The organism is Nonomuraea salmonea (genome assembly GCF_042428605.1).
In the GTDB taxonomy this organism is placed as follows: Bacteria; Actinomycetota; Actinomycetes; order Streptosporangiales; family Streptosporangiaceae; genus Nonomuraea; species Nonomuraea salmonea.
This window is the reverse complement of record NZ_JBHMCF010000041.1, coordinates 44,076-68,828: the sequence shown is the minus strand read 5'-3', so window position 1 is coordinate 68,828 and position 24,753 is coordinate 44,076. Positions and strand designations below refer to the sequence as shown.

The following is a 24,753-nucleotide window of genomic DNA, read 5'->3' as shown; positions in this document are numbered from 1 at the left end:
CGCCGTCTCGCCCAGGTGACGGCGCGGCTCGTACGTCGGCCGCAGGTCCCACAGGACGACATCACCATGCGCGCCGACGCCCGCGCGGACAACGTCCGGCGAGGCCGACGATCACCGTGCGGCCGCACGGTCGCTATGATTCCGCCGCGGACAGGTGTGGGCGGACAAAAACCTCTTTGTCGCCTACGATGCCCGAAGAGCTTGATTACTTGATTACACTCTGGAGGACCTGGTGATCGTCGAGTACATCCGTTACCGCGTCCCCCCAGAAGCGGCCGGGGAGTTCGAGGCCGCCTACCGCCGTGCCGTCGTCCCGCTCGGCGAGGCGCCCCAGTGCCTCGGCCACGAGCTGTCGCGCTGCGTGGACGAGCCCGCCTGCTACGTCCTGCGCATCGAGTGGACCTCGGCCGAGGACCACCTGAACGGCTTCAGGAACAGCGATCACTTCGCCGCGTTCTTCGCCGAGATCAAGCCGTACGTCTCCGCGATCGAGGAGATGCGGCACTACGAGCAGCTCATCACCAAGACCGAGCCGACGCTCTACGAGTGGGCGGGCGGGGCGGCGGCGTTCGAGCGGCTCACCGAGGTCTTCTACGGCCACGTGCTCGCCGACGACCTGATCGGACCCCTGTTCGCGGGTATGAGCCCCGACCATCCCCGGCACGTGGCGATCTGGCTGTCGGAGGTCTTCGGCGGTCCCGGCCGCTACACCCGCGAGCTGGGCGGCTACCCCCGCATGCTGGCCCACCACCTCAACCGGCACCTGAGCGAGGAGCAGCGCCGGCGGTGGGTGTCGCTGCTCATGGACGCCGCCGAGGAGGCCGGGCTGCCCGGCGACCCGGAGTTCCGTGCCGCCTTCGCCGGCTACATCGAGTGGGGCACCCGCATCGCGGTCCAGAACTCGCAGCCCGGCGCGACCCCGCCGGCCGAGGCGCCGGTGCCCCGCTGGGGATGGGGCGTCGCCCCGCCGTACCAGCCCTGACAGACATCGAAAGGCCCCCATGCGACTGCCCAGCTGGTTCGCCGAGCGGCCCGCCGCCGCTCCCGAGCCCGACTTACGCGTCTCCACCCTGGAGCTCTTCTTCGACCTGGTCTTCGTCTTCACCATCACCCAGCTCACCGCGCTGCTGGTGGCCGGCATGGAGGCACCGCCGCCCGGGCATCGCGCCGTGGGCATCGGGGAGAGCGCGCTGCAGGTGCTGCTCGTCTTCGGCGTGATGTGGTGGATGTACGCGGGGTACGTCTGGCTGCTCAACTCCGTGCCACCGGTACGGCCGGCCCGCCGGATCCTGGTCCTGCTCGGCATGGCCGGCTTCCTCGTCATGGCGCTGGCCATCCCGAGCACGTTCATGGGCGGCGGGGTCGCCTTCGCCGTCGGCTACCTGCTGCTGATCCTGGTGCACAGCGCCCTGTACGCGCAGGCCACCCGGGCGATCGTGCGGGTGGTGCCGTTCAACCTGGCCGCGACCGCGCTCATCGGCGTCGCCGGGTTCCTCGAGACGCCCTACTCCTACCTGCCGTGGATCGCCGCGCTCGTCCTGCTGTGGGGCAGCCCGTACTTCATCGGCCAGCAGGGCTTCGCGCTGCGCGCCGCCCACGTGGTCGAACGGCACGGGCTGCTGGTCATCGTGGTGCTCGGCGAGTCGATGCTGGCGCTCGGCATCGGCGCCAAGGACCTGCCGGTCGACCTCGGTCTCGGCGTCGCGGGGGTGCTCGCCCTGTGCCTGGCGGCGTGCCTGTGGTGGGCGTACTTCGCCGGGGAGGACGAGCGGGCCGCCGAGCACACGCTGGCCGCGACCGAGCCGGTACGGCGGACCAGGATGATCCTCGGCGCCTACTTCTACGGGCACATCCCGATGCTGCTCGGCGTGGTGGCGGTGTCGGGCGGCATCAAGAAGGTCATCGGGCACCCCGTCGATCCGCTCAAGCCGTCGGCGGCGATCGTCCTGGCCGTGGGCGTCACCCTCTACCTGGCGGGCGACTTCTGGTTCCGGCGGATGCTCCGGCTGCCTTGGGCGCGCGTCAAGGGCGTGGTCGCGGTCGCCGCGCCGGCCGCCGCCCTGGCGGGTCTGTGGGCGGGGCTGGCTGAGCTGGCGATCCTGGTCGCGCTGCTCGTGGCGATGCTCCTCGCCCTGCACCACCGCACCCCGGCCCCCGCCTGAGCACAGGAAGCCGCCGCACGGAGAGCCGCCGCACGGGATGCCGTGAAACGCGGGCAGCCGTGAAGCGCGCGGAGCCCCTGCCCTTCACGGGCGGCCGTGGAACGCGGGGAGCCCCCGCCCTGGACGGGTGTTCGTCCGGGGCGGGGGCTCGGTGTCTCCTCGTCGGGGAGCTGACTCCTTTCTAGTTGGGCGGCACCGCAGGCGAGCGGAAGATCTGCCAGAGGCGGTAGGCCACCGTCGGCATCTTCGAGCGCGGCGTCTCCGAGGAGTACGGCTTGCTCGCCGGGCCCCACCCGGTGCCCTGGTGAGCGATGCCGTCGGCTTCCCTGGGGGTCGTCCTGGTGTGCGAACCGGTGGGCCGCACCCGCCCGAGCTGCTCGTCGATCGAGCGTTTCTGCGTCTCGCTCAGCCCGCGCGGCTGAGACGAGTTCGGCGGCGTGCGCTGAGCCTTGGGCGGCGACTGCCGCTGCACGGCCTTGCGGCTGGTCGGCCGGACGGCGGGACGGTGCCGGACCGTGGCCTTGGGCTTACTGGCCCGCCGGGTGACCGCCCTGCGTGCGGCGGCCGCACGCCGCCGGGCCGCCGCGGCCCGCCGTGCCGCTGCCGCCGCCCGTCGCCGGGCCGCCGCCGCGGCGGCCCGCTGCCTGGCCAGCGCCGCCTTCCGCCTGGCCGCGGCCGCCGCCCGCTTCTTGGCGGCCGCCGCCGCGCGCTTCCTGGCCTCGGCTGCGGCCCGCTTGCGAGCGGCCTCGGCGGCCCGTCGCTTGGCCGCCTCGGCGGCCCGCTTCCTGGCCAGGGCCGCGGCCCTGCGCCGGGCCGCGGCGAGCGCCGCCCGCCTGGCCGCCGCCGCTGCCGCCCGCCGCGCCGCGGCCTGCGCCAGCTTCCTCGCGATGGCCCGCGCCGCGATCCGCGCCGCGATGCCGACCACGAACCAGACGAGCTGGCCGTCGGGGTCGCTCATCGTGACGGGGCTGTTGTTGGCGTAGGCGTAGGCGTTGAGCTGCTGCGGCTCTCCCTCGTCGATGATCGGGTCCACCGAGAGGAAGCGGCCGTTGGCCGGGTCGTACTCGCGGGCTCCGAGGTGCACGAGCCCGGTCGTGGCGTCCTTCGTGCCGCCGACGAAGCCGCGCTGTCCCGGCCACCACGGTGGTGGTGACCCGCGATCCTCACCGAAGGGGGTCTGCCGGCGGATCGCCACGTCCCCGGTGCCGGCGTTCACCATGGCCTGCGCGGTGCCCTGGTGGTCGTTGGCCATGAAGTAGACCTGGTTGTCCGGCGTGCGGACCGCGATGGCCTCGCCGCCGATGGTGTAGTACCGGGTCTGCTCGACGGTGTTCTTGGCGTAGTCGAGCCGCAGCTCCATGTCGTCGATGAACAGGGTGGCGTCGGTGGCCGTCTTGCGCAGCAGCCGGTCACCGTCGGCGTCGTAGATGAACGACGTCGTCCTGCCGCCCTCGGTCACCGACTCCAGGTTGCCTTCGGCGTCCCAGACCAGGCTCTGGTCGGCGTTGCCGACCTTGCGCCTGGTGGTGTTGCCGGCGGCGTCGTAGCTGAACAGGTCGGCGCCGACGCTCTGCAGCGCGTGCGGCTGCTTGCCGCCGGCCGCCGGGTAGGTGTAGGTGCGCACCTGCTCGGCCGCGCCGCCCCAGGCGTGCTCGGTCTCCTTCGTCCTGTTGCCGGTGACGTCGTAGGCGTAGCTGACCGCGTACGGGGCCACGCCGCCGATCGTGCCCGACTGCGGGGCGCCGCTCGCGCAGTCGTCGGTGGCCGTCCACGCCGAGGTCAGGCGGCGCAGATGGTCATGGGTGAAGCACTGCGTGTCCTGGGCGGCCCGATCGGCGATCTTGGAGATGTTGCCGGCCGCGTCGTAGGTGTAGGACAGGTCGAGGTCGCTGGCGGGCGCGCCGGCCCGGTCCAGCCGCATGCTGGTGAGCCTGCGGGTGGCCTCGTCGTGGGTGTAGGTCAGCCAGGTCTTCTTGCTGCCCTCGCCCAGCTCGTACTGCAGGGTCTCGCCGAGCTTGCTGTAGCGGGCCGCGCTCACGTACGCCGACAGGCCGCTGACCTTGACCGGCTGGCTGAGCCCGTCGTAGCTGTAGACGACCGACTCCTCGGCCAGGCCGCCGCCCGCCGGGAAGCTGATCGACTGGACCTGGTCGTCGGCCGTGTAGCGGGTGTTGAGCTGGTAGGAACCCGCGAGCTTGCCCTCCCGTGCCGGGATGGTCACGGTCTGGCGGAGCGTGCGGTAGTCGGCGTCGATCGCGTTGATCTCGGCGGTGTACGCCTGGCCGTCCACGTACCTGACGGCCGCGTGCATGTGGCCCTTGGCCAGCCCGTCGTACTTCCACTCGGCCAGCAGCGTGCCGGTGGCCGAGCCCTCGCGCAGCTGCGTCTTGCGGCCGAGCGCGTCGTAGCCGTACCAGAGGGTCCTGCCGCGGGCGTCGGTGGTGGTGACGACCTCGTCGGCGTCGTTGTACGTGGTGGTCGTGACGCCCTTGTCGGGGTCCTCCGTCCTGATCTCGCGGCCGCGCAGGTCGTAGTGGTGCCGCCAGACGTTGCCCGCCGGGTCGGTCACCGTCGCCAGCCGGCCGGCGCGGTCGTAGGTGTACTTGGTGGCTTCGTACTCACCGGTCGGGGTCGAGCCCTTGTACTGGCGCAGCTCGATGAGCCGGTCGTGCGCGTCGCCGATCCTGGTGGTGGCGGTGTCGCCGGGCAGCGGCGTGATGTGCAGCCGGTCGCCCTCCTCCTTGACCGAGACGCGGTACTTCTCCGCTCCCTTGGACTTGAAGACCTCGGCGGTCACCTCGCCCGCGCCGTCGTAGACGGACACGACCTGGGTGGGCACGGCGGCGTCGGCCACCCCGAACAGGTCGGTGGACGGCGTGCCGGTGGCGAAGTAGCCGGTGTTGGCCTTGTACTCCTCGCCCTGGGAGTTGTAGAGGGTGTCGGTGATCGTGCGCCCGTTGCGCAGCGCGGGGTCCTGCGCCGTCTCGTCGACGGGCGCTGGTTCCTGGGTCTGGCGCTCGCGCATCAGGCCGTCGAACAGCTCGTGGCTGGTCGTGTAGGTGCCGTCGGCGTTGAGCGTCTTGGTGGTGACGACGCTGGGGCCGTCGTTGCGCACCACGTAGGTGTACTCGGTGCTGGGCGACTGGCCCGCGGCCTTGCTGCGGTCCGGCTGCCAGACCTTGGTCAGCCGGCCCAGCGCGTCGTACTCCATGTCCACGCGCTTGCCCGCGGCGTCGATCTCGGCGGTCGGCTCGCCCCAGGCGGGTTCGAGCAGGGTGCGCTCGGTGTGGCCGAGCTGGTTGGTCTCGGTGGTCTCCGTCGGCAGGGCGCCGGAGGCCGGGTTGTAGGCGGTGACGGACTTGGTGCCGACCGGGTCGGTCTCGGTGAGCTCGCGGCCGTAGGCGTCGTACGTCAGCGCGGTGCCGGTGATCGTCTGCCCGTCGGGCGAGACCAGCTCCTGCACTGCGGTGACGTCGCCCTTGGTCGGGGCCTGGCCGTGCGACTGGCCGTCGTACTGGATCTTCTCGTCGGACAGGATTTCCTCGGCGGCCAGCCTGGCCGTGCCGGTGTCGCAGGTCGTCGCGACCTTCTGCACCCGGCTCGGGAAGTCGAGCATCCAGCTCGAGTCGTTGCGGGCGTAGGTGTAGCGGATGCACTGGTCGTCGTCCGCGGTGGCCAGGTCGCCCTTCTCCTCGACCTGCAGCAGCAGGCCCTTGGTGTCGTACGTGCGGTCCTCGCCGGTCCGCCGCCACTTGTCGCCCGTCAGCGCGGTGCGGGTGACCATGGACTTGGGCTGCACCACGTGCGCGGCCTTGGTGACGCCGCCCTGCGTGGACTCGGCCGTCTTGGCCGACCAGGCGTCCTGGACGGTCGCGGTCAGCAGCGCGCCGCCGTCACCGTCGAAGAGGATCTCCTCCCGCTCGAACCCGGCGAGCTGGTCGAGGTCGTCCTTCTTGACGCCCTCGGAGTCCTCCACCTGGACACTGCGCTTGGAGCCGTCGGCCAGCTTGTCGCCGTGCATGCCGCGGAAGTAGCGGAACTCCGTCAGCGTGCGCTTGCCGTCCTGCCCGTCGCCCTGGCGGACGCGGACCCGGCCGTAGCCGCGGTAGTCGGCCCACGTGCGGTGCGCGGGCTTGACGAGGATGTTGTCGGCGTAGTGCCAGGCGGCGCCGCCGAGGTACTCGTAGTCGGTGACCACGCTCGGCGAGCCGGCCACCCGGTCCACCTCGACGGTCTGGGTCACCAGGTACTTGTGGAACCAGTCGGTGACCTCGGCCTCGTCCGGCGGGGCCCAGCGCTGCGGGAAGCAGCGCCTGCTGTTCTTGTCGGCCGTGGGCACGTCGCCCGGCTTGCAGTCGGCGGCCGAGTAGTTGATGCGCAGCTCGCCGCCGTACTCGTTGTTGATGGCCTGGACCCGCCACTTGACCAGCGGCGCCCTGCCCTCGTCCGAGTCGACCCTGTTGGGCAGCTGCACGCCGGTGAACGTCACCGGCGGCAACGTGATCGTGCCGCCCACGAGGCCGGTCTGGCGGATCGAGGCCAGCCACAGCGCCGGGCTCATGCCGTCGCCCGAAGCCGGGAACTGGTGCGTCAGCGCCCACGAGTCCACCGGGGTGAACTGGCCGGCGGAGTCGCGCACCTGCGTAGTGACCTTGGCCAGCCGCTTGCGGGTGAAGAACGTCGGCGCCAGGCGGTCGGTGCACTTCACCCCGCTGTTGCAGATCTGGTCGAACGGCACGTCCGGCCAGTGGCTCGCGGTCTCCTTCTTGAGCTGGTCGGGCGCGCAGGTCACCGAGCCGCTCGGCAGGCAGCGCTCGGCCACCTCGAACACCACGCGGGCGGCCGGCTGCTTGGTGAACAGCTCGGTGCCCAGGTAGCCGTAGTCGATGCGGGTGAGGTACGCGCCGCGCACGTACTGGGTGCCCTGCTCCGGCTTCATGTTGCGGCCGTAGTAGTTGGTCTCCCGCTCGTACCAGTACGTGGTGGCGTTGCCGTGCGTGTCCACCTCGTAGTCGAGGTTCCACCGGTAGCCCTGCTGGCACCAGGCGTTGGCCGGGGTGCCGCTGTAGCAGGGCTCGCCGCTGTTGTTGCCGAACACCGGCACGGTCTGCACCGACTTGGTCTCCGGCTTGCCGCTGGCCCAGCCGGGCAGCCGGTTCAGGCCGAAGGTGTACTGGGTGCCGTCGGGCGTGGTGACCCGCCAGTACTCGCCGTTGTTGTCGCCGTTGGTGGCGCCGGTGAGCAGCTCGATCCTGGTGCCGTCGTCGCGCTTGGGCCGCCACTGCTTGGTGCTCGCGTCCTTGACCAGCTCGACCGACGAGTCGCCGAGCGACAGGATGGCGTTCTCCTGGTCCCAGCACAGGTCGCCGGTCTTCTTGCCGTCGAGCATGCAGGACTTGTAGCGGCGCTCGATGAAGCCGCCGGGGTTGAGCTCGAAGCCCTCACCGGCCCAGGACGTCTGGTTGTTGGTGGAGACCGTGCGCCCGTCCACGCTCTGCGAGGAGTAGCCGAGCGAGATCTCCGGCTCCTCGCCGCCCAGCGACGGCGGCAACCGCAGGTCGTAGCTCCAGCTGAAGTCGCCCGACTGGGTGCCGACGCTCCAGTCGGAGGCCGCCGACAGGGAGGTCGCGGCGTGGTCGCCGGACGGTCCGGACGGCGCGGCGGTCAGCGCGTACAGGGCGTTGGTCTCGACCTCCGCGGTGACCGTGCCGGCCGTCGCGCTGTTCTCGCTCTTGACGGGTTGCGGCGCGGCGCAGCCGTCGGCTCCGGTGAGCGCGCACTCCTCCAGCTTCACCATGCGCAGCCGGGAGCCGTAGTCACCGCCGAAGGCGTGGCGGAAGCCGGAGTAGTCGACCTCCACGCGGGTCTTCTGCGCCGCCTTGGCCGTGACGCCCTGGCCTGGTGTGACGCGCATGGCCAGGCCGAGCAGGTCGGTGTCGAGCAGCTCGACGGCGATCGGGGCCGTGTCCGCCGCCTGCGCGGCCTTCGCGGACTTGCCGGTGCTGGGGGCCAGCCGCACGGGGAAGCCGCCCGTGGTGGTCCTCGCGGTGTCGCCGCTTGTGTCGCCCGTTGTGGCACTGGTTGTGGCGCCGGTTGTGGTTCCGGTTGTGGTTCCGCCCAGCTCCGCCTTCTGCGGCTTGGGCCAGCTGACGGCCGGAGCCGCCTTCCACGCCTGCTTGGCGGCGGGGTCGGGCAGCGGGGCCTTGACCGGGACCTTGCCACCGGGCACGGGCTGCTCCCGCTGGACGGCGGGCGCCGTGCGGGGCGCCGCCTCGGCGGGCACGGCGTAGGCCATGTCCACCAGCAGGACGACGGTGAGGAGGGGGGCCAGCCTGCGGGGCCAGCGGGAGGGCGGCTTGGCCTCCGCGGTCGCGAACCTGTTCCACGACGGGTCCGCGCTCTCAGGGGTGTCCGGTGGTCTCTGGCGCAGGCCGTTCCATCGGGAGGCGGGCAGGGATAACTCGTCCGGCAGATCCATGAGGGCTCTCCAGGGCTACGTGACGGCCGCCGGGCGAGTGTGCGGTGCCCGGCGGACCGTGCGGAGGTGCGAGACCCTCGCGGGTCTCGCCGGGGGTGAGGAGACGATCACGATGGTGATCGCATCGTCACCTGCGGCAAGCCGTAGGTCCAGAGTTTTGCTCCTTCTGCTCACAGATTTTTTCATCCACCCTGACTCCACTGAAAATTTTCACCGTCATGCCGTCGCCGCACCTCCCGCCGGAGACGGCTCCGGCGGGCCGGCCCCCGCGCCCTCCGACTCGGCGAGCGGCACGGGATTTCGCCTCTTGACACAAGATCACCCCACTTGCATACTCCGATCAACGCGCCTCGGTCAGATTTTTCCGCACATATTCACGGGCCCGTGGAATCCTTTTCAGGCGCATCACCGGAAATCAGGCGCGGCTCCTCCGACACCCAAGGGGTGACCATTCAACATGCCTTCGGGAGCGTTAGGGCGTATCACACGACGGGGCACCGCGGTGGCGGCCGCCCTCGTTCTGGCAATGGCCGCGAGCACCACTCCGGCACTCGCGCACTGGAACGGCACCGGCCAGGACATCGCCAGCATCCACATTTATCCGTACAGCTACAACAGCACCTGGCAGACGCCGCTGAACAGGGCGTTGAGCAACTGGAACGCCACGTCGAGCCCGGCCAACTTCTACAAGAGCAGCAATTCGGGATCGACCCTGACGGTGAAGTCGTACAGCAACACGTGGTACGGCTACTACACGCGCTGCGGCGGCATGTGCATGTACGTCAAGCTCAATTCGAGGACCATCAACAGGGACGCGTCCAATTGGGCGAACTTCGTCACCAGCGTCTTCGTCCACGAACTGGGGCACGCGCTGAACCTGGCGCACAACTCCGTGACGTCCATCATGAATCACAGCCGCAATCGCAACGGGATGATCAAGCCGCAGCCACACGATGTCTCCGACGTCAACGCCTATTACTAAAGGAGGCCGCCGCATGCTCAGGCGTCTCGGCGCGCTCGTCCTGACTGCGCTGTTCGTGTCCGCGTGCTCCATGCACGAGGAGCCCGTACTCTACCGTGCCGACTACCCCCAGTACGAAAGCGCCGACGCGCTCTTCGACCGGGCGAACCTGGTGGTCGAGGCGCGCATCGTCGGTGAGCCGCGCTACCTGCAGGAGGTGGCCGAACCCGACCCCACGACGACGGATCCGAAGCTCAACCCGAATGCCGGCGCCCCCGCCAAGCTGACGGGCGACGAGCCCGAGCCGCCGGCGACCGTCATCACCGTCTACACCGCCCAGGTGCTCCAGGTCTACAAGGGCGAGGCCAAGGTGGGGCAGTCCGTCGAGGTCAAGGAGCTCGGAGGGGTCTTCGGCGGGGTGACGTACAAGGAGGAGAACACGACCGCGCTGCAGCGTGACAGCGGCTACGTGCTGTTCCTGGAGACCTACCCCGACTCCCCCGCCGCGCTGCTCAACCCGGTCCAGGGGAAGTATCCGCTGGACGGGGCGAAGAACCCGTCGCCGCTGCCGGAGAACACCATCAAGCTGACCCGTGCCGACCTGGAGAAGCTCTCCTGATCCACCGCCGCTGACGGGCCCGTCCGGAAGGACGGGCCCGTTTTCGTGTTGCCCGGGACTTGCGCCGCCGCCGGTATTCAGCGTTACTATGTACCAGTACCTAACGCTGCTAGGTAGATGAAGGGCGTCCATGAGCAAACAAGCGACGGAGATGCTGAAGGGCACGCTCGAGGGCATCGTGCTCGCGATCCTGTCCCGCCGTTCCGCGTACGGCTACGAGATCACCGCGTGGCTGCGCGAGCAGGGCTTCTCCGACATCGCCGAGGGCACCGTCTACGCGCTGCTGGTCAGGATCGAGCAGCGCGGCCTCGTGGACGTGGAGAAGGTGCCGTCGGAGAAGGGCCCGCCACGCAAGGTCTACTCCCTCAACGCGCGGGGACGCGACCACCTGGACGAGTTCTGGAGGACCTGGAGCTTCCTCGCCGAACGTCTCGAACAGCTCCGCGAAGGAGGCCACCCATCATGACCGCCGAAGGCGAGCCCAGGAAGGGCCTGCGACGCTACGTCGAAATCGTCACCGGCCCGCTTGAGCACAAGAAGCGCTACCGCGACTACAAGGCGCGCGTCGAACGGCTGCCCGCCAGCCACCGCACGGCCGTCGAGGCGCTGCAGCGCTACATGATCTACTTCGGCCCCGGCACCGGCGAGAGCCTGCTGGCGATGCTGGAGGACCTCGCCGACCTCTTCGAGCAGAGCGCGGCCAGCGGGACGTCGGTGCGCGAGACCGTCGGGGACGACCCCGTCGAGTTCGCCGAGACGTTCCTGCGCAACTACCCCGAGGGCCAGTGGCTGGGCCGCGAGCGCACCCGGCTGACCACCTCCATCGACGGCGTCGCGGACGACAGGCCCGACGCGGAAGGGACCTGACATGACAGCTCAGCAGGGGCCGGCCATCAGCGTGCGCGGCCTGGAGAAGGCGTACAAGGAGCTGCACGTGCTGCGCGGCGTGGACTTCGAGGTGGCGCGCGGCAGCATCTTCGCGCTGCTCGGCTCGAACGGCGCCGGCAAGACCACGATCGTGCGGATCCTGTCCACGCTGCTCAAGCCCGACGCCGGCGGCGCCGCCGTCAACGGCTTCGACGTCGTCACCCAGGCCGCCGACGTGCGCGCCTCGATCAGCCTCACCGGCCAGTTCGCCGCCGTGGACGAGATACTCACCGGGCGGGAGAACCTCGTGATGGTCGCCAGGCTCCGCCACCTCGACGGGCCGGCGGCCATCGCCGACGACCTGCTCGACCGGTTCTCGCTCACCGAGGCCGGCGGGCGCCGGGTGGGCACCTACTCCGGCGGCATGCGCCGCCGCCTCGACATCGCGATGAGCCTCATCGGCGATCCGCCGGTCATCTTCCTCGACGAGCCCACCACCGGGCTCGACCCGCAGGCCCGCATCGAGGTGTGGCGGGCGGTCAAGGAGCTGGCCGGCCGGGGCACGACGGTGCTGCTCACCACGCAGTACCTGGACGAGGCCGAGCAGCTCGCCGACCGCATCGCCATCCTGCACGAGGGCCGGATCCTCGTGCACGACACCCTCGACGGGCTCAGGCGGCTGCTCCCGCCCGCCGAGGTCGAGTACGTCGAGAAGCAGCCGACGCTCGAAGACGTCTTCCTCACCCTCGTCGGCGCTGACTCCAAGGACGCAAGATGACCCGCCACTTCCTCTCCGACACCACCGTCATGCTGGGCCGCTCACTGCGGCACATCTCCCGCAGCCCCGACACCGTCATCACCACGACGATCATGCCGATCGCGATGATGCTGCTGTTCGTGTACGTCTTCGGCGGCGCGATCGACACCGGCCAGGTCGCCTACGTCGACTACCTACTGCCCGGCATCCTGCTCATCACGGTCGCCTCCGGCATCGCCTACACCGCCTTCCGGCTCTTCCTCGACATGCAGAGCGGCATCTTCGAGCGCTTCCAGTCGATGCCGGTGGCCCGCTCGTCGGTGTTGTGGGCGCACGTGCTGACCTCGCTGGTCGCGAACCTCATCTCGCTCGCGGTGGTCGTGGTCGTCGCCCTCCTGATGGGCTTCCGCTCGCCGGCCGGAGTGCTCGCCTGGCTGGCCGTGGCCGGGCTGCTCGTGCTGTTCACGCTCGCGCTGACCTGGCTCGCGGTGATCCCCGGGCTCACCGCCAAGAGCGCCGACGGGGCCAGCGCGTTCTCCTACCCGCTCATCTTCCTGCCGTTCATCAGCTCGGCCTTCGTGCCCACCGCCACGATGCCGGGCCCGCTGCGCGCCTTCGCCGAGCACCAGCCGGTGACGGCCATCGTCAACGCCATCCGCGGCCTGTTCGCCGGTCATCCGGCCGCCGCCGACGTCTGGACCGCCGTCGCCTGGTGCGCCGGCCTGCTCGTCGTCGTCTACGTCCTCGCCATGGCCACCTACCGCCGCAAGGTCACCTGACCCGGCGGCCCCGGATGGAACATGATCGTTACACCGGGGGTCGCCGATCGTGCCTACTCTTGGCTCAGCGTCACCACGAGCTCGGTCACTTTCCCTTGCCCCAAGGAGTCAGGCCATGAGACCAGGTGGTACGGCACTCAGCGTGTTAGCAGGCGTGGCCATGGCACTCGCCCTCACCGCGTGCGGCGGGGGCTCGGGCGACGAGGGCGGCCCGCCGCAGAAGAAGACCAGCCTGCTGGTCGGGCAATATCCGGGCGCGGACTCCGCGCCGCTGTTCATCGCCATGGAGCGCGGCTTCTTCAAGGAAGAGGGCCTCGACGTCAAGCAGGAGCCCATCCAGGCGCCGCAGGCGGTGCTCCCGAAACTGTCCAACGGCCAGATGGACGTCGTCCTCGGCAGCTACGCCACCATCCTGACGATCCAGGAGCAGGGCACCGAGAAGTTCGTCTACATCGCCGACTCCTACCAGGGCGCGCCCGGCGCGTTCGGCGTCATGGTGGCCAAGGACTCCCCCATCAAGCAGGTCGCCGACCTCAAGGGCAAGAAGATCGGCGTGAACGTGATCGGCGGGCTCGGCACGCTCACCATGAGCCCGCATCTGAAGCAGGCCGGCCTCGCCCCTGACGACGTCCAGTACGTGGTGATCCCGACGACGGAGTGGCTGTCCGCGCTCGACAAGGGCAGCGTGGACGCGGTCTGGATGACCGACCCGTACCTCAGCCAGGCAGAACGGCAGCTCGGCGCGACCATGCTGCTCGACACCATGTCGGGCCCGACCGCCAACCTGCCGATCACCGGCTGGGCCGCCACCGGGAAGTGGGCCGAGGACAACCCCGAGACGCTGGCCGCGTTCCAGCGCGCCATGGCCAAGGCCCAGCAGATCGCGGCCACGGACAAGAGCGCGGTGACGGCGATCCTGCCGACGTACACGAAGATCCCGGCCGAGACGGCCGCGACGATCAACCTGGGCGCCTACCCGACCACGCTGGACGCGCGCAACATCCAGCGGGTGGCCGACCTGATGCTGGAGGCGGGGCTGCTCAAGCAGAAGATGGACGTCAGCTCCATGATCTACGCGGCGCCCAAGGGATGACGGCGGCGCCTGCCGCGGGCCGCCGTGCCCGCGCCAGGTACGCCCGCAACGTGGCGGGCGTGGCGGCCTTCCTGCTCGCCTGGCAGGCGCTCGGCATGTCCGGCCTGGTGAGCTGGCTGCCGCCGGCCGCGGGCACGCTGGGCAGGACGGCCGAGCTGGCCGCCGACCCCGAGTTCCTCGCCGGGCTCGGCGGCACGCTCACCGCGGCGGCGCTCGGGCTGCCGCTCGCGGCGCTGATCGCCGTCCCCGCCGGGCTGCTGCTGGGGACGGTGCCGGCGCTGGAGGAGATGACGCGGGTGTTCGTGGAGTTCCTGCGGCCCATCCCGTCGGTGGCGCTGATCCCGCTGGCGCTGTTCTTCATCCAGCCGGAGCTGAACGCCGAGATCGCGCTGGTGGCGTTCGCCGCGTCCTGGCCGATCCTCATCAACACCCTGTACGGCGTGCGCGACGCCGACCCGCTGGCCAAGGACACGCTGCGGTCGTTCGGGTTCGGCCGCGGCGCGGTGGTGGTGTGGGTGCTGCTGCCCAGCGCGGCCCCGTTCGTCGCCACCGGGGTCAGGCTGGCCGCCTCGGTCGCGCTCATCCTGGCCATCAGCGTGGAGTACGTCGTGGGCGGCTCGACCGGCATCGGCGGCTTCCTCATCCAGGCGAGCACCGGCATCGGCATGGACGCGCTGATCGACGTCATCGCGGTGCTGATCTGGTCGGGCGCGATCGGTCTCGCCGCCAACGCGCTGCTGGCCAGGGCCGAGCGGCGGCTGTTCAGGTGGCGGCAGACATGATCGTCACCCTGGTCAAGCGGCTCTGGCTGGTGCCCGTCGTGCTGGCCGGATGGCAGGTGCTGGCGGCCTGGCTGGCCACCCCGTACCTGCCCGGTCCCGTGCTGGTGGTGTCGCGGGCGTACGAGATGTGGTTCTCGGGTCCCTACGTGCTCACCGACGAGGCGGCCGGCCACTTCCTGCCCAGCCTGGTCAGGGTGATCGGGTCGTGGGCCATCGCGGTGGCGGCCGGGGTCGGGCTGGGGGTGGCGATCGGCAGGATCGCCTGGCTGGCCGACTGCCTGGAGCCGCTCATCGCGTTCGGGCGGGCGGTGCCGCCGCCGGTGATGCTGCCCGTCTTCCTGGTGTTGTTCCCGATCGGGCCGCAGGTGCAGGTCGCCACCATCGTCTTCGGCATCGTCTGGCCGATCCTGCTCAACGCCATCGACGGCGCCCGCCACGTGGACCCCCTCAAGATCGACACGGCGGTCGTCTTCGGCCTGCCCGCCCACCTGCGGCTGTGGCGGGTCATCCTGCCGGCGGCGGCGCCGCAGATCTTCGCGGGGCTGCGGCTGAGCGTCTCGCTGGCGCTCATCCTCATGGTCATCTCCGAGCTGAAGGCCAGCACGGAAGGCATCGGCTACCTGCTCAACCTGGCCTCGGGCAACGCCGACATGCCCGCCATCTGGGCGGCCGTGCTGCTGCTCGGCGTGCTCGGCTTCGCGTTCAACTCCCTGTTCCTGACGGTGGAGCGCAAGGTGCTGGCCTGGCACCACGACGCCCGCCGTCCCGCCTGAGGAGGGCTCCCCCGCCATGACCGACCTGCTGCTGAAGAACGTCAGGATCGTCACGCCGGACCGGGACGACCCGGTCGAAGCCGACATCGCGCTGGCGGACGGCCGCATCGAGCGGGTGGGGCTCGGGCTGTCCGGCGCCGCCGAGGTGATCGACGGTGGCGGCCGGCTGGCCTTCCCCGGCGTCGTGGACGCCCACCAGCACTGGGGCATCTACAACCCGCTGCCGGCCGACGCCGCCTCGGAGAGCAGGGCGAGCGCGCAGGGCGGGGTGACGACCGCGCTGACGTACATGCGGACCGGGCAGTACTACCTCAACAGGGGCGGCCCGTACGCGGAGTTCTTCCCCGAGGTGCTGGCCCAGGCCGAGGGCAGGGCGTACGTCGACTACGGCTTCCACCTCGCGCCGATGTCGGGCGCGCACATCGCCGAGCTGCCCGAGCTGGTCGAGCGGTTCGGGGTGCCGTCGTTCAAGATCTTCATGTTCTACGGCGGGCACGGGCTGCACGGCCGCTCCGACGACCAGCGCTCCTTCCTCATGCTCCCCGAGGGCGAGCGCTACGACCACGCCCACTTCGAGTTCGTGATGCGCGGCGTCGAGGCGCTCCGGCGCGCGCGGCCCGACCTGGCCGGGGAGATCTCGCTGTCGCTGCACTGCGAGACGGCCGAGATCATGACCGCCTACACCCGGCTGGTGGAGGAGGCGGGCGAGCTGCGCGGGCTGGCCGCCTACAGCGCCTCCCGGCCGCCGCACTCCGAGGGGCTCGCGGTGTTCGTGGCCGCGTACCTGGCGCACGAGACCGGCCTGGCCACCGTGAACCTGCTGCACCTGTCGTCCGCCAAGGCCATGGACGCCGCCGTACGGATGGCCGCGACGTTCCCCGAGATCGACTTCCGCCGGGAGGTGACGATCGGGCACCTGCTGGCCGACGTCTCCACCGCCGCCGGGATCGGCGGCAAGGTGAACCCGCCGATCAGGCCGCGCGCCGACGTCGAGGCGCTGTGGGGGCACGTGCTCGGCGGCACCGTGGACTGGGTGGTCAGCGACCACGCCTGCTGCAGGGACGAGACCAAGTTCGGCGAACCGCGCGACGACGTGTTCCTGGCCAAGGCCGGCTTCGGCGGCGCCGAGTACCTGCTGCCCGGCCTGATCAGCGAGGGCCGCCGCCGTGGCCTGCCCTACGGCAGGATCGCCGCGCTCACCTCGTGGAACCCGGCCAGGCGGTTCGGGCTGCGCGGCAAGGGCACGATCGCGCCCGGCTACGACGCGGACCTGTGCCTGGTGGATCCCGAGCACGCCTGGACGGTGCGGGCGCAGGAGTCGGAGTCGGCGCAGGAGTACACGCCGTTCGAAGGTTTCCCGATGACGGCCAAGGTCACCGACACCTTCGTCCGGGGGCATCGGGTGCTGGAGTCGGGCAAGATCGTCGGCCCGCCGGTGGGCCGCTACCTGCGGCGGCCCGGCCGCTGAGACCGTCAGGCGATGAGCAGGCGCAGGCCGAGGTCGGCCGCGTCGAGGTCGAGGAGGTCGCGGTTGCGCTCGGCCCAGCGGCCCGAGCCGAGGTCGGCGCGCAGGTCGTGCACAGCCCGCCGCTCGGCGTCCGGCCCGACCTTGGTCCAGACGGACACGCCGCGGCGCACCCGCTCGTCCAAGTACGCCTCGGGCCGCCGCCAGAACGCCTCGAAGAAGCCGTCGGCGCAGTCCCACGGGATGGGCACCGGCTCCACCCTGGCATCGATGGCCTCGGCCAGCTCGGGCAGCGAGGGGCGGCCGGTCAGCAGATCGGCCACCTCGGGCAGGTAGTCACGGGTGAGCCAGAACCGGTCGAGCCACCCGGCGCGGCTGGTGTCGTGGGTGAACACCACCACGCGCCGCGCCACCCTGCGCAGCTCGCGCAGCCCGGCGATCGGGTCGGGCCAGTGGTGCAGGGACGACACCGACATCGCGGCGTCGAAGGCGCCGTCGTCGAAGGGCAGGTGGTCGGCGGTGCCGATGAGGCAGGGGGCCGCGCCGGGGGCGCGCTGCGCGCGCATGAGCGCCGACGGCTCGACCGCGAGGACATGGCGGCCGGCCGGTTCGTAGGAGCCGGTGCCCGCGCCGACGTTCAGCACGGTCCTGGCGTCGCCGAGCGCCGCCTCGATCTGGGCCGCGATGCGCGGCTCCGTGCGCCGGGTGACGGTGTAGCCGGCTCCGATGGTGTCGTACAGCTGCGCTTGGGACATGTCCCCATCCCAGCATCCCGGGCGGCGTACGGGAAGGAGGAGACGGCAAGGAGGAGGCGGGAAGGAGGAAGCGCGGGCGCCGCTGCGGAGCGCCCGCGCTTTTCCGGCGCGACGGCCACGGCCAGGGCGGGTCCGGCACCGCCTGGCCGGTCGACGGCAGGTCGCCGGGGAAGAGGCCGGCGCGGCCGGCCGTGGAGGGGGTGGGGGCGGCCAGCCGCGCCTTGAGAGAGAGCACAGGAGGTGGCGTCGCCCTCAGGGGATGGGGGGAACGCCGTCAGCGTGGGGTCGTCGAGGTGTCCTTTCCCGAGGTCCTGATGGCGTGCGCCAGCCTAGGAACCGCCGCCACATCGGCACCACAATCCCGCTACACGGCCGTCAGGCGGTCGTCGTCACGGCCTCGACGTGCAGCAGCGCCGGCTGCTCAGGGAGCAGGCGTCGGCGCCGGCACTCCCGCAGGTGGGTGCCCACGGTGAGCGGGCGGCGCTGCGGCACGCGTTCCTTGGAACCACCGGCCCGCCTGGCCGCCGGCAGCGACCGACGGGGGGTCCCGCGCGGCCGGTTCCGGGCCCCCGTTACCGTCGTGGAACAACCCCTTGACCGGGTGCGCGCTAGAAGGAGCCCGCTTGAAGATCACCGACGTCGAAGTCCTCGTCACCAGCCCGGGACGCAACTTCGTGACGATCCGCATCCGCACCGACGAAGGCGTGTACGGCATCGGCGACGCCACACTCAACGGCCGCGAGCTGGCCGTCGCCTCCTACCTGCGCGATCACGTCGCCCCCTGTCTGATCGGCCGCAACCCGTTCCAGATCGAGGACATCTGGCAGTACCTCTACCGGGGCGCCTACTGGCGGCGCGGCCCCGTCACGATGACCGCGATCGGCGCGGTGGACATGGCGCTGTGGGACATCAAGGGCAAGGCGCTCAACGTGCCGGTCTACGAGCTGCTCGGCGGCGCGAGCCGCAACGGCGTCATGGTGTACGGCCACGCCAACGGCCAGAGCGTCGGCGAGGCGGTGGAGGCCGTCGGGCGCTACCTCGACATGGGCTACAAGGCCGTGCGCGTGCAGGCCGGAGTGCCGGGGCTCAAGGGCACGTACGGGGTGGGCAGGGGCGAGCTGTTCTACGAGCCCGCCGGCGAGGGGCTGCCCGCCGAGGACGCGTGGAGCACGGAGAAGTACCTGGCCACCGTGCCGGAGCTGTTCGCCAGGGTGCGCGAGGAGTACGGCAGGGACGTCCACCTGCTGCACGACGCCCACCACCGGCTGACCCCGATCGAGGCCGGCCGGCTGGGGCGGGAGCTGGAGCCGTACGCGCTGTTCTGGCTGGAGGACGCGGTGCCGGCCGAGCAGCAGGAGGCGTTCAGGATCGTCCGGCAGCACACCACGACGCCGCTGGCCGTCGGGGAGATCTTCAGCACCATCCACGACGCGACCCTGCTGCTGCGCGAGAACCTCATCGACTACCTGCGCATGACCGTCGTGCACGGGGGCGGCATCACCCACCTGCGCACGGCGGCGGCCTACGCGGCCGTCCACCACGTGCGCACCGGCTGCCACGGCGCCACCGACCTGTCGCCCGTCACCATGGCCGCCGCGCTGCACTTCGACCTGTCGATCCCGAACTTCGGCATCCAGGAGTACATGCGGCACACGGCCGAGACCGACGAGGTGTTCCCGCACGCCTACACCTTCGCCGACGGCTACCTGCATCCCGGCGACGCGCCAGGGCTCGGCGTGGACTACCGGGACGACGTGGCGGAGCGGTTCCCGTACCGGCGGGCGTACCTGCCGGTCAGCCGGCTGGAGGACGGCACGATGTTCAACTGGTAGCTCCCGTTCCTCCGTTTCCGGCCACCCCCTCCCGAGAGGTCCTCGATGACGTTTCACCCCTCTACGTCCGAAGTGCTGGAGCTGGCCGTCGAGGCGGGTGAGCGGTGGTGGGGCGGCTCGGTGGACGACGGGCTGTCGATGCCGTTCGGCGCGCGGCCGTTCGCCCGCGACCTCGCCGCGCCCAGGGAGCCTCTCGGGCCGTCCAATCAGAGCGCCCCCGTGCTGCTGTCCACGCGGGGGCGGGTGGTGTGGTCGGAGCGGCCGTTCGCGTTCTCCTTCGAGGACGATGTCCTGCGGCTGTCGGGGGGCGGCATCGAGGTCGGCAGGACGGGCGGCACGCTGCGCGAGGCTTTCCTGTCGGCCTCGCGGCGCTTCTTCCCGCCGTCCGGGCGGGCCCCCGCCCGCGCGCTGTTCTCCGGCCCGCAGTACAACACGTGGATCGAGCACCCGTACACGCCGACCCAGGACGGCGTGCTGCGCTTCGCCCGTGACCTGCTGGAGGGCGGGATGCCGCCCGGCGTCGTGCTGATCGACGACCTGTGGGCGGAGGACTACGGCACCTGGCGCTTCGACCGGGCCCGCTTCCCCGACCCCGCCGCCATGGTCGCCGAGCTGCACGCGCTGGGCTGTTCGGTGATGGTGTGGGTGGTGCCGTTCGTCAGCCCCGACTCCGCCGTCTTCCGCGAGCTCGAAGGGCGAGGGCTGCTGCTGCGCGACGCTGCCGGCGAGACCGCGATCCGGCGGTGGTGGAACGGGTTCAGCGCCACCCTCGACCTCACCCACCCCGGCGCGGTCGCGTGGATCACCGGCCGGCTCGACGCGCTCGTCGAGGAGACCGGGATCGACGGCTTCAAGTTCGACGCCGGCGACGTGCGCGACTACCGGGCCGGCGACCGCACGGCCGAGCCCGCCGAGCCGGTCGACCTGTGCGAGGCGTGGGCGCGGGTGGGGCTGCGGTATCCGTACAACGAGTTCCGTGCGTGCTGGCGGATGGGCGGGCAGCCGCTCGTCCAGCGGCTGCAGGACAAGCCGCCGCTGTGGGGACCCTCCGGGATCGGGTCGCTGATCCCCGAGATGCTCGCGCAGGGCATGATCGGGCATCCGTTCGTCTGTCCCGACATGATCGGCGGTGGCGAGATCGGGTCGGTGTCCGCGCAAGGGGCGACCGATCAGGAGTTCTTCGTCCGGTACGCCCAGATCGCCGCGCTCAGCCCGATCATGCAGTTCTCGGTGCTGCCCACCCGCGTGCTCGACCCGGTGCACCTGGCCGCCGTCCGCGACGCGCTCGCCGTTCGCGCCTCGCTGCTCCCCCGCATCCTCGACCTGGTGGACCACGCCGCCGCCACGGGCGAGCCGATCGTGCGGCCGATGGCGTACCACGCGGCCGGCTCCGACGACGACTCCGCCGACGTCACCGACCAGTTCTTCCTCGGCCCCGACCTCATCGTGGCGCCGGTGATCGCGCAAGGCGCCACCGCACGGACGGTCGTCCTCCCGGAGGGCCGCTGGCGCGCCGACGACGGCACGGTGCTCGAAGGCCCCGCCCAGGTCACAGTCCCCTGCGACCTCACCCGCCTGCCCCGGTTCGAACGGCTGCCCGCCGGGTGAGCGTACGGGCGAGGGCTCACGGAGGTCTACGGGTGCGGGTCCTCGGGGTCGTCGAGCAGGCGGAGGTCGGCGGGGCCGATCGTGGCGCTGGTCAGGAGCGCGGTGATGAGGTTGTGGTTGAGCGCGTTGCCGAGCGGCGGCGGGATCTCCTCCTCCAGCAGTCCTGGCACCTTGGCGCTGAGCCGCTTGCGGGTCTGGGTGACGACGTGGGCGGCGCGCTTGGCGGTCCACTGCTCGTCGGGGCGCAGGCGGCTCAGCTCGTCGGCGACCTGTGACCAGGTGAGCGGCTGCGGCCACGGCTCGGGACGCAGGTAGCGCTGGCCCAGGCAGACCAGGACCAGCCGCTCGACGTCGCTGAGCGCCCAGCCGTTCGGCTCGCGAGTGCCGGCCTCCTCGCGGCCGCGCGTTTCTCGCGCCGCGGGGGCCACCGTGACGACCCGTACTTCGAGCAGGTGCTCCTGCTCGGGCGCGACGATGAACAGCGGCGTGTACGCGGCCGTCAGCGGCGCCCGGTGCCCGGCGAGCACCAGGCGGCCGCCGGGCAGGCGGATCGGCAGGGTGCCGAGGTTGCGCAGGACCCAGTGCCCGTCCTCGCGGGTGATGGATCCGTGGCGGCGGCTGACGTACGGGTCGTCGGGGCCGACGCAGACGTGGACGTCCAGCTCGCTGCGCCCGAACACCACCTCGAACCCGGCGTCGGGCGCCACCCTGATCCCGCCGCCGCTGCCCCTGACGTAGAGGGTGCCCGGCACGTCGGGCGGCAGCCCGGCCACGTCGTCGGCCGGCGACTTGGGCAGGAGGTGCACCTTGCTGCGGGGCCGGTGTTCGGTGCGCGCCATGTCGCGATCCTTTCCGCCATCCCGGGGCCGCGTCAACGGCGTTCAGGTGGCAGCATTCTCCGGGTGCCTCTCGATCCGCATCTTCTCGCCGTCTTCACGGCGACCACGATCGTCGCTCTGGTCACCCCCGGGCCCGACATGCTGTTCGTGCTGGGCTGCGGGGTGCGGGGCGGCGCACGCGCCGGGCTGCTCGCCACGCTCGGCGTGATCACCGGTGACGCACTCTACGTCGTCGCCGCCGCGGCCGGGCTGTCGGTGCTGCTGACGGCGTTCCCCGTGGTGTTCACGGTGCTCCGGCTAGCCGGCGCCGCCTACCTGATCCTGCTCGGCGTGCAGATGTTCCGCAACCGGGGCAAGGAGCAGGCCGGCGGCGCCGGCGGCATGACCGGGCGGCGGGCGTACCTGAACGGCGTGGTGTCGGCGGCGGCCAACCCGCAGACGTTCACGTTCATGGTCGCCTTCCTGCCGCAGTTCATCGATCCGGGGGCGGGCCCGGTGTGGCTGCAGTTCGCGCTGCTCGGCGCGGTCCTGATCGTGCTGGAGTTCGCGGCGGACGCGACCGTCGGGGTGCTGGCCGGCCGCATCGGCGGCTGGCTGCGCACCCGGCGGGCGGTGCGCCGGCGGCTGGACGCGGCCACCGGCACCCTGTTCATCGGGCTGGGCGTCGGGCTCGCCGCCCAGCGGTGACGGTCAGACCGCGACCGGTTCGCGGCGGGCGGCGTGGCGGGCGGCGTGGCGGGAGGGCGGGCGGGGCAGGCCGTAGTGGGCGCGCAGGGTGTGGCTGTCGTACTCGTGCCGGAAGAGCCCGCGCGCCCGCAGCTCGGGCACCACGTGGTCCACGAACAGCTCCAGGCCGCTCGGCAGCAGCGGCGGCATGATGTTGAAGCCGTCCGCCGCGCCGTTGAAGAACCACTCCTGGAGCTGGTCGGCGATCTGCTCGGGCGTGCCGGCGACGACGCGGTGGCCGCGGCCGCCCGCCAGCCGCGACAGCAGCTGCCTGACCGTGAGGCCGTCGCGCCTGGCCAGCTCGACGACGAGCCTGCGGCGGCTCTGCGCGCCCTCGGTCTCGACCGGCACCTCGGGCAGCGGGCCGTCCAGGTGCTCCTCGGTCAGCTCGACGCCGGTCATGTACGACAGCTGGGCCAGCCCGTACGCGGGGATGATGAGCTCCTCCAGCTCCTCCTCCAGCGCGTACGCCTCCTCCTCCGTCGAGCCGATGATCGGCGAGATGCCGGGCAGGACGAGCAGGTCCTCGTGCCGCCGCCCGTACGCGGCCAGACGCCGCTTGAGATCGGCGTAGAACTCCTGCCCGTCCTGGAGGGTCTGCTGGGCGGTGAAGACGGCCTCGGCGTGGCAGGCGGCGAACTCCTTGCCGTCCTCCGACGAGCCGGCCTGGACGAGCAGCGGGCGGCCCTGCGGGGTGCGCGAGGTGTTCAGCGGGCCTGCGACGGAGAAGTACTCGCCGGTGTGGTCGATGGGGTGGATCTTAGCGAGGTCGGCGTACTCGCCGGCGGCCCGGTCGGCCACGATGGCGTCGTCCTCCCAGCTGTCCCACAGTTTGGTGACCACGTCGAGGAACTCGGTGGCGCGCGCGTAGCGGGTGGCGTGGGCGGGGCGTTCGACGCCGAAGTTGGCGGCCTCGGCCTCGCCTGCGGAGGTGACGATGTTCCAGCCGGCCCGTCCGCCGCTGATGTGGTCGAGCGAGGCGAATTTGCGCGCCACGTGGAAGGGCTCGTTGTACGTGGTCGAGACGGTGGCGATGAGCCCGATGCGCTCCGTGACGGTGGCCAGGGCCGTCAGCAGGGTCAGCGGTTCGAGGCCGCCGAGCGCGTTGTGGCGTACCTTGCCGGCCAGCGCCAGCCCGTCGGCGAGGAACACCGAGTCGAGCGTGCCGCGCTCGGCGGTCCTGGCCAGCTCCTGGTAGTGGCGGACGTCGGTGAGCCTGGCGGGTGCGCTGCGCGGGTGGCGCCAGGCCGCCTCGTGGTGGCCGACGCCCATGAGGAAGGCGTTGAGGTGCATTCTTCGCGTCATGTTGGTTCCTCCAGATGAGAGCCGGGGGGAAGGGCGGTGCCTCCCCCGCGCCCACCCCCGAAGCGGGCACGGGGCGAGGTGGATCCGTGAATCAGCGACACTGCGCGCTGGTGACGTGGCCGTGGTCCACGTGCGGGCGCCGGGTCAGGAGGAGGCCCTGGCTCATGGTCTCGAAGGTACGATCACCCTCCAGTGAAGTCAATATTTCCTACTAGCTTTACATGAATTTAGTCAGATCAGGACCACGCAGCCGGCCTGCTCCAGCTCCGCCAGCACGGACGGGTCGGGGTCGCAGGGGTTCCAGCGCAGGTCGAGCTTCTCCAGGGCGGGCATGCGGGTGACCCAGCCGGGCAACCCGGTGAGGCGGTTGCTCCTGAGATCCACCTGGCGCAGCAGCGGCAGGCCGGCGAGCGGCTCCGGCAGCTCGGCGAGCCGGTTGTCGCGCAGGTCGAGATGCCTCAGCTCGCGCAGGCCCGCCACCGAGGGCGGCAGGTGCTCGATCGCGTTGCCGCGCAGCCACAGCTCGCGCAGCCGGGAGAGCTCGCCGAGACCGGCGGGCAGGGTCGTCAGCCGGTTGTGCTGCGCGCGCAGCTCGATCAGCGAGGCCATGCCGCCGAGCGACTCCGGCAGGGCGGTCAGCTCGTTCTCGCCGACGTTGAGGTAGCGCAGCCCTTTCAGCCCGCCGAGCGTGCCGGGCAGCTCGCGCAGGCGGTTGTCGTGCAGATAGAGGCAGCCGCTCAGGGCGGTCAGCCCGCCCAGCTCGTCCGGCACGGTGGTCAGCTCGTTGTGGCCCAGGTCGAGGGTGACCAGCCTTTTGAGGCGGCCGATCTCGGGCGGGAGGGCTTTGAGGCCGGTCTCGGCGAGGATCAGCACCTCCAGGTCCGTACGCTCCCAGACCTCGCCGGGCACCTCGCCCAGCGGCCGGCGCCATAGGTTCAGCGTGTTCACCATG

General features: G+C 71.3%; 20 protein-coding genes. 15 read left to right on the top strand and 5 right to left on the bottom strand.

Annotated elements, in window-relative coordinates; all coding sequences use genetic code 11:
* Positions 1-232: 232 nt before the first annotated feature.
* Together ACFFR3_RS37730 and ACFFR3_RS37725 are read left to right on the top strand one after the other, a co-directional pair.
* On the top strand, positions 233-982 hold the full coding sequence (locus ACFFR3_RS37730) for a group II truncated hemoglobin (protein WP_345385172.1): 750 nt from the start codon (positions 233-235) through the stop codon (positions 980-982).
* Between the two features lie 19 nt (positions 983-1,001).
* Positions 1,002-2,162, top strand: coding sequence for a low temperature requirement protein A (locus tag ACFFR3_RS37725; RefSeq protein WP_379484685.1), 1,161 nt, complete (start codon positions 1,002-1,004; stop codon positions 2,160-2,162).
* A 181-nt stretch (positions 2,163-2,343) separates the two neighbouring features.
* Here the strand turns inward: ACFFR3_RS37725 and ACFFR3_RS37720 are convergent, their stop codons facing one another.
* Positions 2,344-8,640: an RHS repeat domain-containing protein gene (locus ACFFR3_RS37720; protein ID WP_379484684.1), complete on the bottom strand. Its 6,297-nt coding sequence runs from the start codon at positions 8,638-8,640 to the stop codon at positions 2,344-2,346.
* 502 nt (positions 8,641-9,142) lie between these two features.
* Here ACFFR3_RS37720 and ACFFR3_RS37715 point away from each other — a divergent pair.
* The 10 genes from ACFFR3_RS37715 to ACFFR3_RS37670 all read left to right on the top strand — a co-directional run bounded on the left by ACFFR3_RS37715 (position 9,143) and on the right by ACFFR3_RS37670 (position 16,739).
* A complete protein-coding gene (locus ACFFR3_RS37715; RefSeq protein ID WP_345385175.1) occupies positions 9,143-9,622 on the top strand; it encodes a zinc metalloprotease in 480 nt (159 codons plus the stop codon).
* Positions 9,623-9,635: 13 nt separating this feature from the next.
* A complete protein-coding gene (locus tag ACFFR3_RS37710) occupies positions 9,636-10,220 on the top strand; it encodes a hypothetical protein (RefSeq protein ID WP_364383965.1) in 585 nt (194 codons plus the stop codon).
* A 130-nt stretch (positions 10,221-10,350) separates the two neighbouring features.
* On the top strand, positions 10,351-10,686 hold the full coding sequence (locus ACFFR3_RS37705; RefSeq protein ID WP_345385177.1) for a PadR family transcriptional regulator: 336 nt from the start codon (positions 10,351-10,353) through the stop codon (positions 10,684-10,686).
* On the top strand, positions 10,683-11,087 hold the full coding sequence (locus ACFFR3_RS37700; protein WP_345385178.1) for a DUF1048 domain-containing protein: 405 nt from the start codon (positions 10,683-10,685) through the stop codon (positions 11,085-11,087). Before ACFFR3_RS37705 ends, ACFFR3_RS37700 begins: the two co-directional genes overlap by 4 nt.
* Before the next feature lies 1 nt (position 11,088).
* A complete protein-coding gene (locus tag ACFFR3_RS37695; RefSeq protein WP_345385179.1) occupies positions 11,089-11,865 on the top strand; it encodes an ABC transporter ATP-binding protein in 777 nt (258 codons plus the stop codon).
* Positions 11,862-12,623 carry an ABC transporter permease gene (locus ACFFR3_RS37690; RefSeq protein ID WP_345385180.1) on the top strand — a complete coding sequence of 254 codons (762 nt, stop codon included), beginning with the start codon at positions 11,862-11,864 and terminating at the stop codon, positions 12,621-12,623. The genes ACFFR3_RS37695 and ACFFR3_RS37690 overlap by 4 nt, the downstream gene beginning before the upstream one ends.
* A 115-nt stretch (positions 12,624-12,738) precedes the next feature.
* Entirely contained in the window at positions 12,739-13,716 is a 978-nt protein-coding gene (locus ACFFR3_RS37685; protein WP_345385181.1) for an ABC transporter substrate-binding protein, read from the top strand.
* Complete coding sequence (locus tag ACFFR3_RS37680; RefSeq protein WP_345385182.1) at positions 13,713-14,498, top strand: ABC transporter permease; 786 nt, start codon at positions 13,713-13,715, stop codon at positions 14,496-14,498. The genes ACFFR3_RS37685 and ACFFR3_RS37680 overlap by 4 nt, the downstream gene beginning before the upstream one ends.
* The gene (locus ACFFR3_RS37675) at positions 14,495-15,271 is read left to right on the top strand and encodes an ABC transporter permease (protein WP_345385183.1); all 777 of its coding nucleotides are present in this window, start codon (positions 14,495-14,497) and stop codon (positions 15,269-15,271) included. Before ACFFR3_RS37680 ends, ACFFR3_RS37675 begins: the two co-directional genes overlap by 4 nt.
* A 16-nt stretch (positions 15,272-15,287) precedes the next feature.
* Complete coding sequence (locus ACFFR3_RS37670) at positions 15,288-16,739, top strand: dihydroorotase (RefSeq protein ID WP_379484683.1); 1,452 nt, start codon at positions 15,288-15,290, stop codon at positions 16,737-16,739.
* Between the two features lie 5 nt (positions 16,740-16,744).
* Here ACFFR3_RS37670 and ACFFR3_RS37665 read toward each other — a convergent pair whose 3' ends face one another.
* Positions 16,745-17,491: a class I SAM-dependent methyltransferase gene (locus tag ACFFR3_RS37665; protein ID WP_345385186.1), complete on the bottom strand. Its 747-nt coding sequence runs from the start codon at positions 17,489-17,491 to the stop codon at positions 16,745-16,747.
* A 623-nt stretch (positions 17,492-18,114) separates the two neighbouring features.
* Here ACFFR3_RS37665 and manD point away from each other — a divergent pair.
* Together manD and ACFFR3_RS37655 are read left to right on the top strand one after the other, a co-directional pair.
* Complete coding sequence (gene manD / locus ACFFR3_RS37660) at positions 18,115-19,323, top strand: D-mannonate dehydratase ManD (protein WP_364567393.1); 1,209 nt, start codon at positions 18,115-18,117, stop codon at positions 19,321-19,323.
* Positions 19,324-19,368: 45 nt separating this feature from the next.
* Complete coding sequence (locus tag ACFFR3_RS37655) at positions 19,369-20,931, top strand: glycoside hydrolase family 31 protein (protein WP_379484682.1); 1,563 nt, start codon at positions 19,369-19,371, stop codon at positions 20,929-20,931.
* Between the two features lie 26 nt (positions 20,932-20,957).
* Here the strand turns inward: ACFFR3_RS37655 and ACFFR3_RS37650 are convergent, their stop codons facing one another.
* Positions 20,958-21,770, bottom strand: coding sequence for an FHA domain-containing protein (locus ACFFR3_RS37650; protein ID WP_379484681.1), 813 nt, complete (start codon positions 21,768-21,770; stop codon positions 20,958-20,960).
* Positions 21,771-21,833: 63 nt separating this feature from the next.
* Between ACFFR3_RS37650 and ACFFR3_RS37645 the strand changes: the two genes are divergently transcribed.
* Positions 21,834-22,457 carry a LysE family translocator gene (locus tag ACFFR3_RS37645; RefSeq protein WP_379484680.1) on the top strand — a complete coding sequence of 208 codons (624 nt, stop codon included), beginning with the start codon at positions 21,834-21,836 and terminating at the stop codon, positions 22,455-22,457.
* A 3-nt stretch (positions 22,458-22,460) separates the two neighbouring features.
* Here ACFFR3_RS37645 and ACFFR3_RS37640 read toward each other — a convergent pair whose 3' ends face one another.
* Together ACFFR3_RS37640 and ACFFR3_RS37635 are read right to left on the bottom strand one after the other, a co-directional pair.
* Complete coding sequence (locus tag ACFFR3_RS37640) at positions 22,461-23,801, bottom strand: LLM class flavin-dependent oxidoreductase (RefSeq protein ID WP_345385191.1); 1,341 nt, start codon at positions 23,799-23,801, stop codon at positions 22,461-22,463.
* 231 nt (positions 23,802-24,032) lie between these two features.
* Positions 24,033-24,752, bottom strand: coding sequence for a leucine-rich repeat domain-containing protein (locus ACFFR3_RS37635; RefSeq protein WP_345385192.1), 720 nt, complete (start codon positions 24,750-24,752; stop codon positions 24,033-24,035).
* Position 24,753 lies beyond the last annotated feature (1 nt).

Bases quoted from the DNA above. Each gene is read 5' to 3' on its own strand.
- ACFFR3_RS37725 (WP_379484685.1), top strand. From the start codon at position 1,002: ATGCGACTGCCCAGCTGGTTCGCCGAGCGGCCCGCCGCCGCTCCCGAG.
- ACFFR3_RS37720 (WP_379484684.1), bottom strand. From the start codon at position 8,640: ATGGATCTGCCGGACGAGTTATCCCTGCCCGCCTCCCGATGGAACGGC.
- ACFFR3_RS37710 (WP_364383965.1), top strand. From the start codon at position 9,636: ATGCTCAGGCGTCTCGGCGCGCTCGTCCTGACTGCGCTGTTCGTGTCC.
- ACFFR3_RS37705 (WP_345385177.1), top strand. From the start codon at position 10,351: ATGAGCAAACAAGCGACGGAGATGCTGAAGGGCACGCTCGAGGGCATC.
- ACFFR3_RS37700 (WP_345385178.1), top strand. From the start codon at position 10,683: ATGACCGCCGAAGGCGAGCCCAGGAAGGGCCTGCGACGCTACGTCGAA.
- ACFFR3_RS37695 (WP_345385179.1), top strand. From the start codon at position 11,089: ATGACAGCTCAGCAGGGGCCGGCCATCAGCGTGCGCGGCCTGGAGAAG.
- ACFFR3_RS37690 (WP_345385180.1), top strand. From the start codon at position 11,862: ATGACCCGCCACTTCCTCTCCGACACCACCGTCATGCTGGGCCGCTCA.
- ACFFR3_RS37685 (WP_345385181.1), top strand. From the start codon at position 12,739: ATGAGACCAGGTGGTACGGCACTCAGCGTGTTAGCAGGCGTGGCCATG.
- ACFFR3_RS37680 (WP_345385182.1), top strand. From the start codon at position 13,713: ATGACGGCGGCGCCTGCCGCGGGCCGCCGTGCCCGCGCCAGGTACGCC.
- ACFFR3_RS37675 (WP_345385183.1), top strand. From the start codon at position 14,495: ATGATCGTCACCCTGGTCAAGCGGCTCTGGCTGGTGCCCGTCGTGCTG.
- ACFFR3_RS37670 (WP_379484683.1), top strand. From the start codon at position 15,288: ATGACCGACCTGCTGCTGAAGAACGTCAGGATCGTCACGCCGGACCGG.
- ACFFR3_RS37665 (WP_345385186.1), bottom strand. From the start codon at position 17,491: ATGTCCCAAGCGCAGCTGTACGACACCATCGGAGCCGGCTACACCGTC.
- ACFFR3_RS37655 (WP_379484682.1), top strand. From the start codon at position 19,369: ATGACGTTTCACCCCTCTACGTCCGAAGTGCTGGAGCTGGCCGTCGAG.
- ACFFR3_RS37650 (WP_379484681.1), bottom strand. From the start codon at position 21,770: ATGGCGCGCACCGAACACCGGCCCCGCAGCAAGGTGCACCTCCTGCCC.
- ACFFR3_RS37640 (WP_345385191.1), bottom strand. From the start codon at position 23,801: ATGACGCGAAGAATGCACCTCAACGCCTTCCTCATGGGCGTCGGCCAC.
- ACFFR3_RS37635 (WP_345385192.1), bottom strand. From the start codon at position 24,752: ATGGTGAACACGCTGAACCTATGGCGCCGGCCGCTGGGCGAGGTGCCC.